At 69.3% G+C, this 15,200-nt stretch carries 15 protein-coding genes and 1 pseudogene; 7 read left to right on the top strand and 9 right to left on the bottom strand.

The annotated features are described in order from the left end of the window. Positions 1-69 precede the first annotated feature (69 nt). From ACTH43_RS04445 to ACTH43_RS04435, 3 genes are read left to right on the top strand one after another with little or no spacing between them, the layout of a single operon-like run. On the top strand, positions 70-1,416 hold the full coding sequence (locus tag ACTH43_RS04445; protein ID WP_441443712.1) for an ABC transporter substrate-binding protein: 1,347 nt from the start codon (positions 70-72) through the stop codon (positions 1,414-1,416). Further along, entirely contained in the window at positions 1,413-2,570 is a 1,158-nt protein-coding gene (locus ACTH43_RS04440; protein WP_330885706.1) for a carbohydrate ABC transporter permease, read from the top strand. Before ACTH43_RS04445 ends, ACTH43_RS04440 begins: the two co-directional genes overlap by 4 nt. Next, positions 2,567-3,421: a carbohydrate ABC transporter permease gene (locus ACTH43_RS04435; protein WP_441443711.1), complete on the top strand. Its 855-nt coding sequence runs from the start codon at positions 2,567-2,569 to the stop codon at positions 3,419-3,421. The genes ACTH43_RS04440 and ACTH43_RS04435 overlap by 4 nt, the downstream gene beginning before the upstream one ends. Positions 3,422-3,531: 110 nt before the next feature. Here the strand turns inward: ACTH43_RS04435 and ACTH43_RS04430 are convergent, their stop codons facing one another. The 3 genes from ACTH43_RS04430 to ACTH43_RS04420 all read right to left on the bottom strand — a co-directional run bounded on the left by ACTH43_RS04430 (position 3,532) and on the right by ACTH43_RS04420 (position 6,772). After that, the gene (locus ACTH43_RS04430) at positions 3,532-4,443 is read right to left on the bottom strand and encodes a carbohydrate ABC transporter permease (protein ID WP_299299298.1); all 912 of its coding nucleotides are present in this window, start codon (positions 4,441-4,443) and stop codon (positions 3,532-3,534) included. Further along, on the bottom strand, positions 4,440-5,372 hold the full coding sequence (locus ACTH43_RS04425; protein WP_441443710.1) for a carbohydrate ABC transporter permease: 933 nt from the start codon (positions 5,370-5,372) through the stop codon (positions 4,440-4,442). The genes ACTH43_RS04430 and ACTH43_RS04425 overlap by 4 nt, the downstream gene beginning before the upstream one ends. Before the next feature lie 71 nt (positions 5,373-5,443). Then, entirely contained in the window at positions 5,444-6,772 is a 1,329-nt protein-coding gene (locus ACTH43_RS04420; protein WP_441443709.1) for an ABC transporter substrate-binding protein, read from the bottom strand. A 177-nt stretch (positions 6,773-6,949) separates the two neighbouring features. Between ACTH43_RS04420 and ACTH43_RS04415 the strand changes: the two genes are divergently transcribed. Genes ACTH43_RS04415 through ACTH43_RS04405 form a run of 3 tightly spaced genes read left to right on the top strand, consistent with a single transcriptional unit; the run spans position 6,950 to position 9,917 of the window. Then, positions 6,950-8,026 carry a Gfo/Idh/MocA family protein gene (locus tag ACTH43_RS04415; protein ID WP_441443708.1) on the top strand — a complete coding sequence of 359 codons (1,077 nt, stop codon included), beginning with the start codon at positions 6,950-6,952 and terminating at the stop codon, positions 8,024-8,026. Further along, a complete protein-coding gene (gene tmk, locus ACTH43_RS04410) occupies positions 8,023-8,754 on the top strand; it encodes a dTMP kinase (protein WP_441443707.1) in 732 nt (243 codons plus the stop codon). Before ACTH43_RS04415 ends, tmk begins: the two co-directional genes overlap by 4 nt. Beyond that, positions 8,751-9,917, top strand: coding sequence for a DNA polymerase III subunit delta' (locus tag ACTH43_RS04405; RefSeq protein WP_441443706.1), 1,167 nt, complete (start codon positions 8,751-8,753; stop codon positions 9,915-9,917). The genes tmk and ACTH43_RS04405 overlap by 4 nt, the downstream gene beginning before the upstream one ends. A 179-nt stretch (positions 9,918-10,096) precedes the next feature. On the opposite strand, the gene ACTH43_RS04400 is transcribed toward ACTH43_RS04405, so the two are convergent. The 4 genes from ACTH43_RS04400 to ACTH43_RS04385 all read right to left on the bottom strand — a co-directional run bounded on the left by ACTH43_RS04400 (position 10,097) and on the right by ACTH43_RS04385 (position 12,969). Continuing rightward, positions 10,097-11,026: a DUF3027 domain-containing protein gene (locus ACTH43_RS04400; protein ID WP_441443705.1), complete on the bottom strand. Its 930-nt coding sequence runs from the start codon at positions 11,024-11,026 to the stop codon at positions 10,097-10,099. A gap of 3 nt (positions 11,027-11,029) precedes the next feature. Further along, positions 11,030-11,416 (bottom strand): cold-shock protein, encoded by a 387-nt coding sequence (locus tag ACTH43_RS04395; protein WP_441443704.1) that lies wholly within the window; start codon positions 11,414-11,416, stop codon positions 11,030-11,032. A gap of 198 nt (positions 11,417-11,614) precedes the next feature. Beyond that, on the bottom strand, positions 11,615-12,313 hold the full coding sequence (locus ACTH43_RS04390; RefSeq protein ID WP_441443703.1) for an NUDIX hydrolase: 699 nt from the start codon (positions 12,311-12,313) through the stop codon (positions 11,615-11,617). Beyond that, positions 12,310-12,969 carry an endonuclease III domain-containing protein gene (locus tag ACTH43_RS04385; RefSeq protein WP_441443702.1) on the bottom strand — a complete coding sequence of 220 codons (660 nt, stop codon included), beginning with the start codon at positions 12,967-12,969 and terminating at the stop codon, positions 12,310-12,312. Before ACTH43_RS04385 ends, ACTH43_RS04390 begins: the two co-directional genes overlap by 4 nt. 199 nt (positions 12,970-13,168) lie before the next feature. Between ACTH43_RS04385 and ACTH43_RS04380 the strand changes: the two genes are divergently transcribed. Beyond that, positions 13,169-13,846: a Crp/Fnr family transcriptional regulator gene (locus tag ACTH43_RS04380; RefSeq protein ID WP_345076476.1), complete on the top strand. Its 678-nt coding sequence runs from the start codon at positions 13,169-13,171 to the stop codon at positions 13,844-13,846. 386 nt (positions 13,847-14,232) lie between these two features. Here ACTH43_RS04380 and ACTH43_RS04375 read toward each other — a convergent pair whose 3' ends face one another. Then, positions 14,233-15,054, bottom strand: coding sequence for an MBL fold metallo-hydrolase (locus ACTH43_RS04375; RefSeq protein WP_441443701.1), 822 nt, complete (start codon positions 15,052-15,054; stop codon positions 14,233-14,235). A 10-nt stretch (positions 15,055-15,064) separates the two neighbouring features. Beyond that, positions 15,065-15,200: pseudogene (locus ACTH43_RS04370) on the bottom strand (RidA family protein); the annotation flags it as partial.

Here is a 15,200-nt window from a genome sequence, read left to right as displayed (position 1 = left end):
GCCGTTCTACGCCAGCGACGCGACGCTCTCCTTCACCACCAACCGCGAAGAGCCCACAAAGGAGTGATCATGGCTCGACGTCCCAGTCGGCGTGCGGTCATGTCCGGAGCCGCGGCCACCGCCGCCCTCGGGATGACCGGATGCCTCCAGAATCCCGACCCTGCCGGTGGCGGTGGCAGCGGTCCGGTCGAGCGGTACACCCCGGGAGACACCCCCGGCTCGGGCACGGTGAGCATCCTCGGCGCCTTCGGCGGCCAGGAGGAGGAGGCGTTCCTCGCCTCGCTCGAGAAGTTCCAGTCCGACTCCGGCATCACCATCGCCTACACCCCGGACACCGACTTCACCAACACCATCCAGCAGCGCGCGGGAGCGGGCGACGCCCCCGATATCGCCCTGTTCCCCCAGCCCGGCGGCATGTTCGATCTGGCCGCGAAGGGGATGATCACCCCGATCGACGTGTTCCTGGACTACGACCAGCTGAACTCGACCCTGATCCCGGGCTTCCTCGACTCTGCCCGGCTGCAGGGCCGCGTCTACGGCGCCCCGATGCGCATGGCGTGCAAGTCGCTGCTGTGGTTCCCGAAGAAGGCCTACGAGGAGGGCGGCTACGGCGACAAGCCCGCCACCATGCAGGAGCTCTACGAGATCACCGAGCAGATCAAGGCCGACGGCATCGCGCCGTGGTCCGACGGCTGGGGCGCCGACCAGGCGACGGGCTGGGTGGGCACGGACTGGATCGAGGAGTTCATGCTCCGCGTCCACGGCCCGGTGGTCTACGACGACTGGGTCAAGCACCGCCTCCCCTTCAACTCCGAGGAGGTCGTGCAGGTCTTCGATCTGGTCGGCGATCTGCTGAAGACCGAGGGCAATGTGCTCGGCGGCACCGACGCCATCATCAACACCCCCTTCTCCGAGGCGCCGCTGCCCCTGTTCGAGGATCCGCCGAAGGCGATGCTCGTGCGCCAGGGCAACTTCGTCACCGGCTTCTTCCCCGAGGACGTCATGGCGAACATGGACGAGGAGGTCGGCGTCTACGCGATGCCCACCTGGGAGGACGGCTTCGACGGCCAGCCGATCCTGGGCGGCGGCGATCTGGCCGCCCTGTTCACCCTTGACGACGACACCGTGAAGGTCATGGAGTTCATGGCCTCGGACGCCTTCGGGGCCGAGTGGGCACAGGCCGGCGGCTGGCTGAGCCCTCACCGCACCTTCGACCTCTCGCAGTACTCCGACGAGATCACCCGGCAGGTCGCCGAGATCGCCTCCGGAGCGGCGGTCTTCCGCTACGACGCCTCGGACCTGATGCCGACGGCCGTCGGCTCGGGCTCCTTCTGGAAGGGCATGGTCGAGTGGCTGCAGGGCGCGAAGACCTCCCAGGAGGTCTGCGACGAGATCGAGAACGGGTGGCCGGAATGACCACCGCGACCGCGACCCGCACGGGGTCGGAGGGACCGACGGAGGCCGAGGACCGGGGACGCGGCGGCGCACGCCCGGTGCGCGTGCTCGTGGGCATCATCGGGATGGCGGTGACCGCCTGGGTCGTCTGCAACGCCTTCCTCGCCTTCGCCTACTACCCGGACTGGTTCGCGAACTCCGGGATCCTCATCGGGCTGCTGGGGCTGATCGTCGGCATCGGCGGTTCGGTGGTGTTCTTCTACTTCCTGAACATCTGCATCGAGGGCTTCCCCACCCGGTTCGCGGCCGGGCTCATCCCCTACGCGTTCCTGCTCCCGGGGTTCAGCCTGATCGCCCTGTTCCTGCTGTACCCGACCGTGCAGACGATCGTGTACTCCTTCGCCAACGACGACTCGACGGCGTGGGTGGGGCTGGCCAACTACGAGGCGATCTTCTCCAGCGGGCACTTCTGGTCCACGCTGCTGAACAACTTCCTGTGGATCCTCATCGTCCCGGTGGTCACGGTCGCCTTCGGCCTGGCCGTCGCGGTGCTCGCGGACAAGCTCTCCCCGGCCGGGGAGAACGCCGCGAAGTCGATGATCTTCCTGCCGATGGCGATCAGCTTCGTGGGAGCGGCGACGATCTGGATCCTGGTCTACGCCTACAACTCCCCCGGCGACGCCCAGACCGGGCTCCTGAACGCCATCGTCACCACCCTCGGCGGGGATCCGCAGCCGTGGTACCAGATCGAGACAGGTCGGCTGAACTCGATCGCGCTGATGGTGATCCTGATCTGGATGCAGACGGGCTTCGCGATGGTGCTGATCAGCTCCGCGATCAAGGGCGTCCCCGAGGACACCGTCGAGGCGGGGCGGATGGACGGCGCCGGTGAGATGCGCATCTTCTGGCAGATCATCTTCCCGCAGGTGCGGCCCACCCTCCTCGCCGTGCTGATCACGGTGCTGATCCTGGTGCTGAAGGTGTTCGATCTGATCTACGTCACCACCAACGGTCTGTACGACTCCGACGTGATCGCGAACCTCTTCTTCCGCAAGCTGTTCACCGATCAGCAGGCCGGGCAGGCCTCGGCCATCGTGGTCGTGCTCCTGATCCTGGTGATCCCGATCCTGATCTACCAGGTCAAGAGCTTCAGGCAGCAGGAGGCGAACCGATGAACGGCACCATGAAGGACGGACGCAAGCGCTCCCCCCTGGCCATGATCGCGATGCCGCTGCTGGCGCTGCTGTGGACGATCCCCACGATCGGTCTGCTGGTGACGAGCCTGCGCACGCGCGAGGCCGCGGCCTCCACCGGCTGGTGGACCTCGCTGTGGGAGGGCGGGTGGACGCTGGACAACTACACGGCCGTGCTCTCGAACTCCTCGACGACCAGCTCGCTGGTCAACTCGGTCGTGGTGGCGGTGCCGGCGACGGTGCTGCCGATCATGTTCGCGGCCTTCGCCGCGTATGCGTTCACGTTCATCCAGTTCCCCGGCAAGGACGTGCTGTTCATCGTCATCGTCGCGCTGATGGTGGTCCCGATCCAGGTCGCCTTCCAGCCGATGCTGGACATGCTCGGCCCGCGAGGGCTCGGGATCAACGGACAGTTCGTGGCGGTGTGGATGCTGCACACCGGCTTCGGCATGCCGCTGGCGGTGTACATCCTGCGCAACTACATGGCCACCCTGCCGGGCTCGGTCGTGGAGAGCGCGAAGATCGACGGAGCCTCGCACTTCCAGACGTTCTGGCGCCTGGTCGCTCCGATGTCCTCCCCCGCGATCGCCGCCTTCGCCACCCTGCAGTTCCTGTGGGTGTGGAACGACCTGCTCATCGCCAAGCTGTTCCTGGGCGGCGGCGAGAACAAGACCATCATCGTGAACCTGCAGCAGATGCTGGGCACCCAGGGTCAGGGCGCCGAGCTCCTGACCGCCGGCGCCTTCGTCTCGATGGTGATCCCGATGCTGGTCTTCTTCGGCCTCCAGCGCTTCCTGGTGCGCGGCATGACAGCAGGCTCCGTGAAGGGGTAGCCCGCAGAACCACGGACGGGGCGGGGCGACCGATGTCGCCCCGCCCCGTCTGTCGTCGTCCGCTGCTCAGCGGATCACCACGGATCCCCGTGCCTCTCTGCGCCTCCCGGTCACTTGACCGATCCGGCGGCGAGACCGCCGATGATGCGGCGCTGGAAGATCAGCACCATGATGATCAGCGGCACCGTCACGATCACGCCGGCGGCCATCTTCGTGCCGTACGGGGTGTCGAATTGCGAGATGCCGGTGAACTTCGAGATCGCGACGTTCGCGGTCTGCATCAGCGGCGCGTTCACCATCGTCAGCGCGATGAGGAACTCGTTCCACGCCGCGATGAAGGTGATGATCGCCGTGGTGAACACCCCGGGCGCGGCCAGCGGCAGGATGACCCTGCGGAACGCCCCGAAGCGGGTGGTCCCATCGATCATCGCCGCCTGCTCGAGCTCGACCGGCAGCTGCCGGAAGAACGCGTTGAGGTTCCACACCGCCAGTGGCAGCGCGAACGAGATCGTCGGCAGGATCATCGCCTGGTAGGTGTTGATCCAGTTGAAAGGGAACCACACGAAACCGCCGCTGAACAGCTTCAACAGCGGGACCACGAGCGTGACGACCGGGAACATCGAGGTCGCCACGATGAGGAACATGACCAGCACCTTGCCGCGGAAATCGAGCCGGGCCAGCGCGTAGGCGCCGAACACGCCCAGCACGAGGACCAGCAGTGTGGTGCTGCCGGCGACGATCAGCGAGTTCAGCAGAGCGCGGGCGAAGTGGTTCGACGGGTCGAAGACCGCGATGAAGTTCTCGACGCTGATCGGGCTCGGGATCAGCTCCGTCGAGCGGCCCTCGCTGGGCCGGCGCAGCGCGGAGACGATCATCCAGTAGAACGGCGCGAGGCAGTACACCAGGATGAACGCGATGCCCAGCGCGATGACGACGGAGCCGAGGATCCGGCCCTTGTGTTTCTTGGGCTTCAGCACCTCGCCCGTGCGGGAGACGACCTCGGTGGTGGTGGCGGTGCTCATGGCATGCTCCCTTCGGAGGTCGTGCGCAGGCGGCGCGGGACTCGCCTCTTCTTCGGCGGACGGTTCTGATCACCGATGACGTCGGCCCCGAGCAGTTTGATGAACAGGAACGCCACCAGGCAGATGTAGGCGAACAGCACCATCGAGTACGCGGAGGCGGCACCGAAGTTCGTCTTGGCGGCGGCGTCGGTGGCGAGCATGGAGAGGGTCTGGCCAGAGTCCAGGGTCCCCAGCAGCACGTACGGCAGGTCGAACATGCGCATCGCGTCGAGGAGCCGGAACAGCACCGCCACCACGAGCACCGGGCGCACCAGCGGGAGGGTGATCCTCCAGAAGGTCTGCCAGCGATTCGCGCCGTCGACGGTCGCCGCCTCGTAGACCTGCTTGTCGATGGTCTGCAGCCCGGCAAGGGTGAGCAGACCGATGTACGGGGCCGTCTTCCAGATGTCGGCGATGAGCACCGCGGCCTTGGCCTGCCAGCCCTCGGTGGTCCACAGCACCTGGTAGTCGAGCAGCCGGTTCGCGATGCCGTTCGCATCGAAGATCAGCTGCCACATCAGGGCCGAGACCACCGTGGGGATCGCCCACGGGATCAGGATCGAGGCGCGCACCAGCCCGGTCGCGCGCATCGCCTTGGCCATGATCAGCGCCATCGCGACGCCGAGCACGGTCTCGATGCTCACACCGACGACGGTGAACAGGGTGGTGTTCCAGAACGCGTTCCAGAACCCTGCCCCGGCGCCCGTGCCGGTGACCGCGTCGATGTAGTTGTCCAGTCCGACGAACGTGTCGCCCTTGATGATCAGTCCGGTGGCCGGGTCGATCCCCTGGCCCGACTGCATCAGGGACTGCCAGGCAGACAGCACCAGCGGGAAGCCGACGACGAGCGCGAGCAGGACCAGCGTGGGGAGCAGGAGGAGGTACGCCATCCTGCCGTGGTCGCCGCCGATTCTCTTCCCACGCCTGCCGCCGATCGTCGCGGAGCGAGCGGCGGTGGAAGTCATTGCGCCGTGAGCTCGGTCAGCTTGGTCTGCAGATCCTTCATCGCTGGCTCGGCATCCGTCTCACCGGAGAAGCAGGCGTAGGCCGCCTCCTGGATCGCCTGGGTCACCTCGCCGTACTGGACGACGGCGGGACGGCTGGCCCCGTTGTCGATCGCCTCCTTCAGCTGCGGCAGGAACGGGAACGCCTCGAGCATGTCCGCATCCTCGTAGACGCCGACGTTCGCCGGAGCCTGCGCGGTCGCGAGACCCCATTCCTTCTGCTGGACGGCATCGACCATGAAGGAGATGAAGTCGACGGCGGTGCCCTTGTTCTTCGCGAAGGCGCTCACCCCGAGGTTCAGCCCGCCGAGCGTCGAGCTGCCGGGCCCGTCGAACCCGGGCACCAGGCTGGCGACCATCTTCCCGTTGACCGACGAGGAGCCGTCCTCTGCCTGGCCCAGCGCCCAGACGTACGGCCAGTTCTGCAAGAAGGCGAGGCGGCCGTCCTGGTAGGCCGCGCGGGACTCCTCCTCCTTGTAGGTCAGCGCCTCCTGGGGGATGAAGCCCTTATCGAAACCGTCACGGACGGTCTGGATCCCGGTGAGCGCCTCCGCCGAATCGGCGTGGGGCTTGCCCTCGGCGTCGAAGAGCTCGCCACCCGCCGACGCCACGAGTCCGGCCGCCTGGACGGTCAGCCCCTCGTACTTGGAGTACTGGGAGCCGAAGCCGAGCAGTTCCGGATCCTCCTTCTGGAGCGTCTCGATCGCGGCGTACATCTCTTCGAAGGTCTCGGGAGGGCCGTCGAGCCCTGCCTGCTCGAGCAGGTCGGTGCGGGAGAACAGCAGCTCCGCGTTCGTGATGAAGGGGACCCCGTAGAGCTTGTCGAAGTAGGTGGCGGTCGTCACCGTGGCGGGGATCAGGTCATCGAGCGGGAACTTGTCCTGCGGCAGCTCGACAACCCACTGGTTCGCCGCGAACTCGGCGGTCCAGACCACGTCCAGCCCGAGCACGGTGTACGCATCGGATTTCGCCTGCGCGTTGTTGATCATCTGACGGCGCTGCTCGTCGGAGGACTCGGGCAGCTCGATGAGCGTCACCTCCTCATCCGGGTGCTCCGAGTTCCAGGTCTCCAGGAACTCGGCGAGCTTGCCCGTGGTGTCCTTGCCCTTGGCCAGGGTGATCGGGCCCCGCTCCTCGAAGTCCGCGGCGGGCGCATCGCCACCGCCGCCACCACCATCGGAGGACCCACCGGAACACGCGGCCAGCGCCGCGGCCGCCGTCGTCACGCCGCCGGCGGCGAGGACCGTGCGCCGCGAGGCGAGAGGACGAGAAGTGCTGTTGAGCATGCCGAAACTCCTTTGTTCTGACGCGAGCACCACGTGTGCTCGATGTCACCAGTGTAGGAGCATCCGGGAGGGGTTCAGGTACCGATCGAGCACCGACTGCGCTCCCTCCACAGACCCCATCACCTGTGGATTCGCCGAGAGCGGACCGGGTGCCAGCCCGACCGATAGATTGGACCCATGACCGAGACCGACGCATCCGAAGCGCCTGCGGCAGCACCCTCGCTGACGCTGCCGCCCACCACCGTCCTCGACCCGGCCGCCGCGCCGGGTCTGCGCTGGGGCGTGATCTCTCCGGGCCATATCGCTGACCAGTTCACGGCCACCGCGTACCGTGCCACCGCCTCCCGGGTGGTCTCCGTCGTCTCCCGCTCTTCGCAGCGCGCCGAGGAGTTCGCGCAGAAGCACGGCATCGAGCGAGCCTTCGACTCCGTCGAGGAGATGCTCGCCGCGGGCGGGCTGGATGCCGTCTACGTCGCCTCCCCCCATGCCCAGCACCATGCCCTGACCCGGCCGGTGCTCGAGGCGGGCATCCCCGTGCTCGTGGAGAAGGCCTTCACCCTCAACGTGGGCGAGGCCCGCGATCTGCTGGACCTCGCCCGTGAGCGCGGAGTGTTCGCGATGGAGGCGATGTGGGCTCGCTTCCTGCCGCAGTACGACGTGCTCCGTCAGGTGATCGCTTCCGGTCTGCTCGGCGAGATCATCGAGGTCACCGCGGACCACGGACAGACCTTCCCCGCGGATCCCACGCATCGCATGTTCGCTCCCGAGCTCGGCGGCGGTGCTCTGCTCGATCTCGGTGTCTACCCGGTCTCCTTCGCGCAGATGGTGCTCGGTGATCTCTCCGACCTCGCCGTGCGCGGCCACCTCACCGACACCGCAGTCGACGCCTACATCGCGGTCCTCGCCCAGGGCCAGCAGAGCGGCCGCGCGCGCCTGTCCGCGACGTTGCTGGCCCGCACCCCCACCGAGGCCTTCGTCAGCGGCACCGCGGGAACGGCCCGGCTGTCCGGTCCGTTCTTCGCTCCCGGCACCCTGACAGTGTCCCTCCATGACGGGCGCTCGGCCCAATTCGAACATCCCGGTGCGCGCGGAGACGGCATGGCCTACGAGATCGCCGAGGCGGCCCGTCGGATCACCGCCGGCGAGCTCGAATCCCCGCTGATGAGCTGGGCGGACACCCTCAGCGTGATGTCCACGATGGACGCGATGCGAACGGAGCTGGGAGTGGTCTATCCCGGCGAGGTGACCGCATGAGCCTCCTGGAACCGGTGCGTGGCCTGCGCATCCCTTCACCGCATCCGCCACGGCGCGGAGTGTTCATCTCCTTCGAGGGAGGTGACGGCGCCGGGAAGTCCACCCAGATGCAGATGCTGCGGGACCACCTGGTCACCGAGCGCTCCGTCGCTGAGGACCTCATCCTCACCACCCGGGAGCCGGGCGGCACTCCGCTCGGCGAGAGCATCCGTGAGCTGCTGCTGCACGGCGAGCATGTGGAGCCCCGTGCGGAGGCGCTGCTGTACGCCGCGGACCGTGCACACCACATCTCCACCGTGGTGCGTCCGCATCTGGCGCGCGGTGGGCTGGTGCTCAGCGATCGCTATCTCGACTCCTCGGTCGCGTACCAGGGTGCCGGGCGTGACCTGGATGCCGACGAGATCACCTCGCTGTCGCTCTGGGCGGTCGAGGGTCTGCTCCCCCACCGCACGATCCTGCTGGATGTGCCGACCCAGACCCTCGATGAGCGTCGTGACCCGGCCACCCTGGACCGGCTCGAGGAGGCTGGCCTGGCCTTCCACGAGTCGGTGCGCCAGGAGTTCCTCGACCTCGCCGCCGCGGATCCGACACGCTACGCGGTGATCGATGGGACGCTCCCGCGCGACGAGGTCCATGCACGTGTGCTCACGGCCGTCGCCGAGGTGCTGGGCCTGTTCGATCCCACCTTCGAACCGGCTCCGCCCACCCGGCACCGGGACGAGCAGTGACCGCGACCGGTTTCGGCACTCGCGGTGGGGTGTGGGCCGACGTCGTGGGGCAGGAAGCTGCCGTCGCCCAGTTCCGTCGTGCCGCCTCTCCCGAGGGTTCCCTCGCGCAGGCCTGGCTGGTGACCGGGCCCCCTGGCTCGGGCCGTTCGACCGCCGCCCGCGCCTTCGCAGCCACCCTGCAGTGCGAGCAGGGCAGCGGCTGCGGGCAGTGCCGCGCCTGCCGCACCACCCTCGCCGGTACCCACCCGGACGTCACTGTGGTCGCCACCGACAAGCTCTCGATCGCGAAGGAGGAGGTGCGCGCGCTGGTGATGACCGCCCAGCGATCTCCCGCCACCGGTCGCCATCGGGTGCTGATCGTGGAGGACGCCGACCGGATGACCGCCGGCACCTTCAACGTGCTGCTCAAATCCATCGAGGAGCCGCCGCCGTCGACCGTGTGGATGCTGTGCGCCCCCTCCGCCGAGGACCTCGCGCCCACCATCCGTTCCCGCTGCCGCCTGGTGTCGCTCTCGGTGCCGTCCTCGGCTGTGGTCGCCGAGCTCCTGCGACGCCGTGACGGTGTCGACGAGGCCCTTGCGGTGCGCGCTGCGCGCGCCGCCCAGGGGCACATCGGGCTGGCGCTGCGCTACGCCACCCAGCAGGGCGCGCTGGCGGCCCGCGAGGAGTCCGCGCGCACCCTGCTCTCCCTGCGCGGTGCCGGTCAGGCGGTGCTCGCTGCCCAGACGCTGGTGGACCGCGCCACCGCCGAGGCGAAGGAGCATGCGGACCTGGTCGCCGCGGAGGAGAAGGAGCGCTTCCTGCACTCGGCCGGGATCGAGGATGGCAAGGTGCCACCGTCCCTGCGCTCACAGTTGCGTCAGCTCGAAGAAGATGCCAAGCGGCGGCAGACCCGTCTGGTCCGCGATGTGCTGGACCGCTACCTGCTGGATGCACACTCCGTGCTCCGCGATGTGCTGAGCCGTCAGCTGGGCACCGGCTCGGAGCTGGTCAATATCGACGTGACCTCCGAGATCGAGCAGGCTGCCGCGCGGGGCTCCGGGCGGATCACGCTGGGTCTGCTCGAGGCGGTGCAGGAAGCACGGGAGCGCATCAGCGGGAACGTGCCTCCGCTGCTCGCGATCGAGGCCCTCCTGGCCCGCGTCGCCGTCTCCCTGCACTGACGGCGACAGGCTCTAAGACGCCGCCCACACCGGCGCCAGCTCCGTGCTGCCGATCAGGCCCGGCCACCGCACAGGTTCAGACCACCCACAGGCCCGGCCACCACGCAGTCATGTGCGCTTCCGTTCCAGGACGTGGAACAGAAGCGCACATGACTGCAAGGACGGACCGCGAGTGCGGGTCAGTCCTCGGGCGAGTCCGCGTCGGGAGTCGCGGGCGCTTCGGGGGAGTCCACCTCAGCAGCCTCAGTGACCTCGGCGACTTCAGCAACCACCGGCGCCGCGGCGTCGGCCGGTGCGTCCTGACCGGCCGGTGCGACGTGCTGGAATTCGACGTCGAGCTCGTCGACGATCACACCGCTGCTGCGGGGGATCTCCCGGTCCTCTTCCTGCTGACCGGTCTCGGAATGTGCACCGCATCCGAAGTTGAGGTGCACGACGCGACCGTCCGCCGGGGACCACTCGTTCGTGCAGACGCCGAACTCGCCGCGCAGCGAACCGGAGAGCTTGGAGAGGAAGCCGCAGCTGGTGCAGTTGGCCGCCACGGTCCCACGACGGCCACGACCGGAGGTCTCCCGCGGCCCGAAGTCGCCCTCGATCCACCGCTCAGCGGCCTCGCTGCGACCCCCTGAGGAGAGCACCCGGGTACGACCCAGGCCCAGCTCCCACAGGGCGACACGATCGGCGTCCTCGTCCCCGGTGGCCTCGTAGCCCTGTTCGAGCCGCTCATCGTCATCACGGTAGGGAAGCAGATCATCCGCACCGACATCCGAGGGCTTCAGCCGCTCGGACCAGGGCTCCCAGTCCGGAGCGAGGATCGCATCCTCGCCGGGCAGCAGCGCGGTCTCGGCGACGGTCGCGGCCTTGGCGCGGGAGGCGCGGGTCAGCACCACCACCCAGGACCAGCCGCGGTAGCCGGGCATGGTGCACTCGAAGACGTGGGTGACCAGCCGTTCCCCGCTCGCCTCGGCCCGCAGGTGCTCGCCGACCTGGCCGGGCTCGGTGACCTCGAGCAGCGCCTCATGCGCGAGCTCGATGGCAGCGGACGCGATCGCGTCCAGCTTCGGCCGAGCGGTGCGGGCGCGGCGTGGGGCGGTGGTCGGTGACGTCATTTCTCAGGCCTCGAAGTTGTCGGCAACGGCACGGAGGACGGTGGCGATCTTCTGGGAATGCCCGCGATCGGGGTAACGACCCTGACGCAGCCCGTTGGAGGCGTCGTCGAGCAGGCGGATCAGGTCCTCCACCATCCCCGCCATCTCCTCGGGCTTCTGGCGCCGTGCGCGGCTGACGGAAGGGGCCGGCTCGAGCAGCTGCATCGAGAGCACCTGCGGGCCACGGCGGCCATCGACCATGTCGAAGTCGACCCGGGCGCCGGGCCGGAGGGCGCTGACCCCTTCGGGCAGATTCGAGGCGTGCACGTAGACACTCTGACCATCCTCGTCGTCGAGGATGAAGCCGAACCCCTTCTCGGCGTCGTAGAACTTCACCTTGCCGCGTGGCACGTGGATCCCATTCCTTGTCTGCTGCTCATCGGTCTGCTGGTACTGGTGTCCGGGGCCCGCGGAGCGTCCGTGCCGGCCGCTCCTGCTGCACCCCGAGGTGCTGCCGGAGACCGTCCGGCAACACTCGAGTCTATCGTGCCCTGACCCGCGGTTGGCGAGCGGATTCTCGCGAGGTGACGACAGCCACCGCCGTCGGGGTCAGCGGCGCCGTTCGGGCGGGATCTCGCGGGTCGGGGCGGTGTCGGAGACCGGGTCCAGCCCGAGCCCGGTGAGCACCTTCTCCAGGATCATCGCGGTGAAGCCCCAGACGAACGCATCGCCGGGGAGATCGAAGGCCGGCCCCACCCGCTGGCCGCCCAGCAGTCCGCGGAGCCGGTGCGCCGGATCGGTCAGAGAGCCCGGGCCGGTCAGCGGCGCCCAGACCAGCCGTTCGACCTCGAGCGGGTCCTGCACGCCCAGCTGCGGCACCGACCGCGACCAGCTCAGCACCGGGGTGACGCGCTGGATGCGCCAGGGCATCGGGATCGGGGCGAAGGCGCCGAGCACGTGCGCGTCGGCCGGATCCAGTCCGGTCTCCTCCTGCGCCTCCCGCAGTGCGGTGTGGACGTCGTCACGGTCCCCGGGGTCACGGCCCCCGCCGGGCAGTGAGAACTGCCCGGGCTGCGAGCGCAGCGCATGCCCGCGCTCCTCGAGCACCACTCGGGCATCGTCGAGCCCCGTGCCGGCGATGTGTATCAGCACGGCGCTGCGGCGCACCGCTCGCCCGCGGGGGTCCGGGTCCCGCGGGTCCGGGTCGCGGCTGACCAGCACTTCGCCCGCCGCGGCGCGCGCCGCGAGAGGGGCGAGGAACTGCGCATCTCCCGGGAGATGGAGAGCAGAACGGGGTGCGCCGCTCATGCGACCCCCACCTGGGGGCAGAGCTCGAGCAGGGTGCAGTCCCCGCAGCGGGGCGCCCGTGCGATGCAGACCCGGCGGCCGTGGAGGATCAGGCGCAGTCCGAGGACGGTCAGGTCCTCGGCCTCGGCGCCGGTGCCGTCTGCCTCGAGGTGAGCCACCAGATCCTCCTCGACCTTGCGCGGATTGTCGGCCGTGGACCATCCCAGGCGCCGGGCGAGCCGACCCACATGCGTGTCGACGGCCAGCAGCGAGTGGCCGAACCACGCACCGCGCACCACGTGGGCGGTCTTGCGGCCCACACCGGGCAGCTCCTCGAGCGCGGTCTGGTCGTCAGGGACCTCGCCGTCATGCCGCTCGACCAGTCCCCGGCCCAGCCCGATCAGGCGACGCGCCCGTGTCGCACCCATTCCGAGCGGGCGCACCACCTCGGTGAGCGCCGCCTCGTCCGCTTCGGCGAGTGCCGTCGCATCGGGCCAGCGCGAGAACAGCTCCGGGGTGATCTGATTGACGCGGACGTCGGTGGTCTGTGCCGAAAGCACCGTCGCGACCAGCAGTTCCAGTGCGTCTCGGTGGTCGAGCTCAGTGCGGGCCCCCGGGTAGAGATCCTGCAGAGCGGCCGCGACGAGCGCCCCGTCAGCCCGGGCAGCAGCGGCCACGGCGTCGCCTCCGTCGTCCGCATGAAGAACCGACCTCGACATCTGAACAGCACCTCCTCAGGCCGGTGGCGGGCCTCTGCGCCGCGAGCACGATAGTGTTTGACCATCATGTGACAGTCGCCACCGGTCTTCGTGGCGTCCGTTACAGGCGTCTCACAGCACGGCCCCGGCAGTCGGGGCCCCACACTCAGGAGGTTCCGTGGACGAGAACATCGTACGGTCATCACCGTTGTTCGCTGCGCTCGACGAGGACGGCAAGCAGGCCGTGCTGGCGTCGATGAAGCAGGAGGACTACCACCGCAGCGCCATCATCTTCCGTGAGGGGGATCCGGGCGACCGTCTGTTCATCATCGGTTCGGGCAAGGTGAAGGTGGGCCACGCCTCGGGCGATGGCCGCGAGAACCTGCTCGCGGTGCTCGGCCCGGGCGAGACGCTCGGCGAGCTGTCCCTCTTCGACCCGGCGCCGCGCAACGCGACCGCCACCGTGGTCGCCGAGTCGACCCTCTTCTCGCTCTCGCAGCAGGACCTCTACCGGGTCCTCGCCCAGCGTCCGGAGGTCGCCCGCCATCTGCTCGCCTCACTGGCCCGCCGCCTGCGCAAGACCAACGAGTCGCTCGCCGACCTGGTCTTCGCGGACGTCCCCGGCCGCGTCGCCAAGAACGTCCTCGACCTCGCCCAGCGCTTCGGTCGCCAGACGGACGACGGCGTGATGGTCGCCCACGGCCTCACCCAGGAGGAGCTCGCCCAGCTGGTCGGCGCCTCCCGTGAGACGGTCAACAAGGCGCTCGCGGACTTCGCCTCTCGCGGCTGGATCCGCCTCGAGGCCCGCGCGGTCCTGATCTCAGACGTCGAGCGTCTGCGCCGCCGCGCCCGCTGAGTCGTCCCCGCTTGGTCGGGCCTGCGCTAGGTCGGGCCCGCGCCCGTTCGGGCCTGCGCTAGGTCGGCCGGCGCCCGCCGTGGCGAAACACGCGCATCGAGACCACTGATCCCTTCCGAATATGGAAGGGATCAGTGGTCTCGGCGTTGCAGGCCCGCGTGTCGGGTCAGGCCAGGTCCACGTGCCGGGTCAGGTCGGGTCAGGCCGGGTCAGGCCCACGTATCGGGTCGGGTCAGGCCGGGTCAGGCCCACGTGTCGGGTCGGGTCAGGCCGGGCCAGGCCCACGTGTCGGGTCGGGTCAGGCCGGGTCAAGCTCGCGTGTCGGGGCGTGCAGTCCTCGCTTGGGGGCAGCACGGACTCCCCGCGGCGCGGCCGAACGCCCCGGCTCAATGCCCTTCGGCGAGGTGGTCGAGCGCGGCGCGGAGGTTCCAGCGGGCTGCATTCTGCAGCTGCGCGGGAAGCTCTGCACCGTAGATCACCCGCAGGAGCCGGTCCATGGTCAGCACTCCCGCTGTCCGTGCCCGGCGCACCTGCTCGATGCGTTCGCGGCGGTGGGCGATCGCCTCGTCGAGCGCCTCGAGCACGTCGAGCGGCGAGTCGTAGGCGGGCCCGTGGCCGGGATGGATCGAGCCGATCCGCCCGTCCACCGTCATCGCGCGCAGGATCGCGAGCGACTGGAGGTAGTCGGTGAGCGAGCCTCCGTCGTCCGGGATGATCACGGTCGAGGAGCCGCCCAGCAGGGTGTCGCCGCTGAGCAGCCGACCGCCGTCGATCAGCACCCCGACGGAGTCGGAGGTGTGCCCGGGCAGGTGGATCACGTGCCCCACGGTCCCCTGGTCGCTCTCGAGGGTGGAGGGCAGCGGACGTGAGCCGGGTACCCCGGACTGGTCCGCGGCCCACAACGGCACCTCGTGCCCGCTGCGGGCGGCCAGCTGTCTCGCCAGGGTGGCGGCACCGGCGGTGTGATCCTGATGCCGGTGAGTCACCAGCACCCCCCGGGGGCGCGCACCGTCGCCGCAGCTCAGCAGGAGCTCGGCGAGATGCTCGGGATCCTTCGGCCCGGGATCGACGATCCAGACCTCGTCCCCGTCGCGCACCAGATAGCTGTTGGTGCCGGCGAGGGTCATCGGCCCCGGGTTGTCGGCGCGGACCGTGATCAGCTCGACGGCAGGGGCCGCCGGGTCCCGCTGCGGGACGTGCTCACTCACGGCGTGCCGCTCAGGCGTTCGGGAGCTCGGCGTCGTCGAGCTCCACCAGCAGGTCGAGCTCGACCGGTGCATCCATCGGGAGCACCGCGACGCCGACGGCGGCACGAGCGTGCTGGCCAGCCTCGCCGAAGATCTCGCCGAGCAGG

Source organism: Brachybacterium sp., assembly GCF_052095815.1.
Lineage (GTDB): Bacteria > Actinomycetota > Actinomycetes > Actinomycetales > Dermabacteraceae > Brachybacterium.
This window is presented reverse-complemented; position numbering and strand designations above follow the sequence as displayed.

Excerpts from the sequence above, each read along its gene's own strand:
- ACTH43_RS04435 (WP_441443711.1), top strand. The coding sequence starts at position 2,567 with ATGAACGGCACCATGAAGGACGGACGCAAGCGCTCCCCCCTGGCCATG.
- ACTH43_RS04415 (WP_441443708.1), top strand. The coding sequence starts at position 6,950 with ATGACCGAGACCGACGCATCCGAAGCGCCTGCGGCAGCACCCTCGCTG.
- ACTH43_RS04445 (WP_441443712.1), top strand. The coding sequence starts at position 70 with ATGGCTCGACGTCCCAGTCGGCGTGCGGTCATGTCCGGAGCCGCGGCC.
- ACTH43_RS04425 (WP_441443710.1), bottom strand. The coding sequence starts at position 5,372 with ATGGCGTACCTCCTCCTGCTCCCCACGCTGGTCCTGCTCGCGCTCGTC.
- ACTH43_RS04420 (WP_441443709.1), bottom strand. The coding sequence starts at position 6,772 with ATGCTCAACAGCACTTCTCGTCCTCTCGCCTCGCGGCGCACGGTCCTC.
- ACTH43_RS04440 (WP_330885706.1), top strand. The coding sequence starts at position 1,413 with ATGACCACCGCGACCGCGACCCGCACGGGGTCGGAGGGACCGACGGAG.
- ACTH43_RS04390 (WP_441443703.1), bottom strand. The coding sequence starts at position 12,313 with ATGAGCGGCGCACCCCGTTCTGCTCTCCATCTCCCGGGAGATGCGCAG.
- ACTH43_RS04400 (WP_441443705.1), bottom strand. The coding sequence starts at position 11,026 with ATGACGTCACCGACCACCGCCCCACGCCGCGCCCGCACCGCTCGGCCG.
- tmk (WP_441443707.1), top strand. The coding sequence starts at position 8,023 with ATGAGCCTCCTGGAACCGGTGCGTGGCCTGCGCATCCCTTCACCGCAT.
- ACTH43_RS04430 (WP_299299298.1), bottom strand. The coding sequence starts at position 4,443 with ATGAGCACCGCCACCACCACCGAGGTCGTCTCCCGCACGGGCGAGGTG.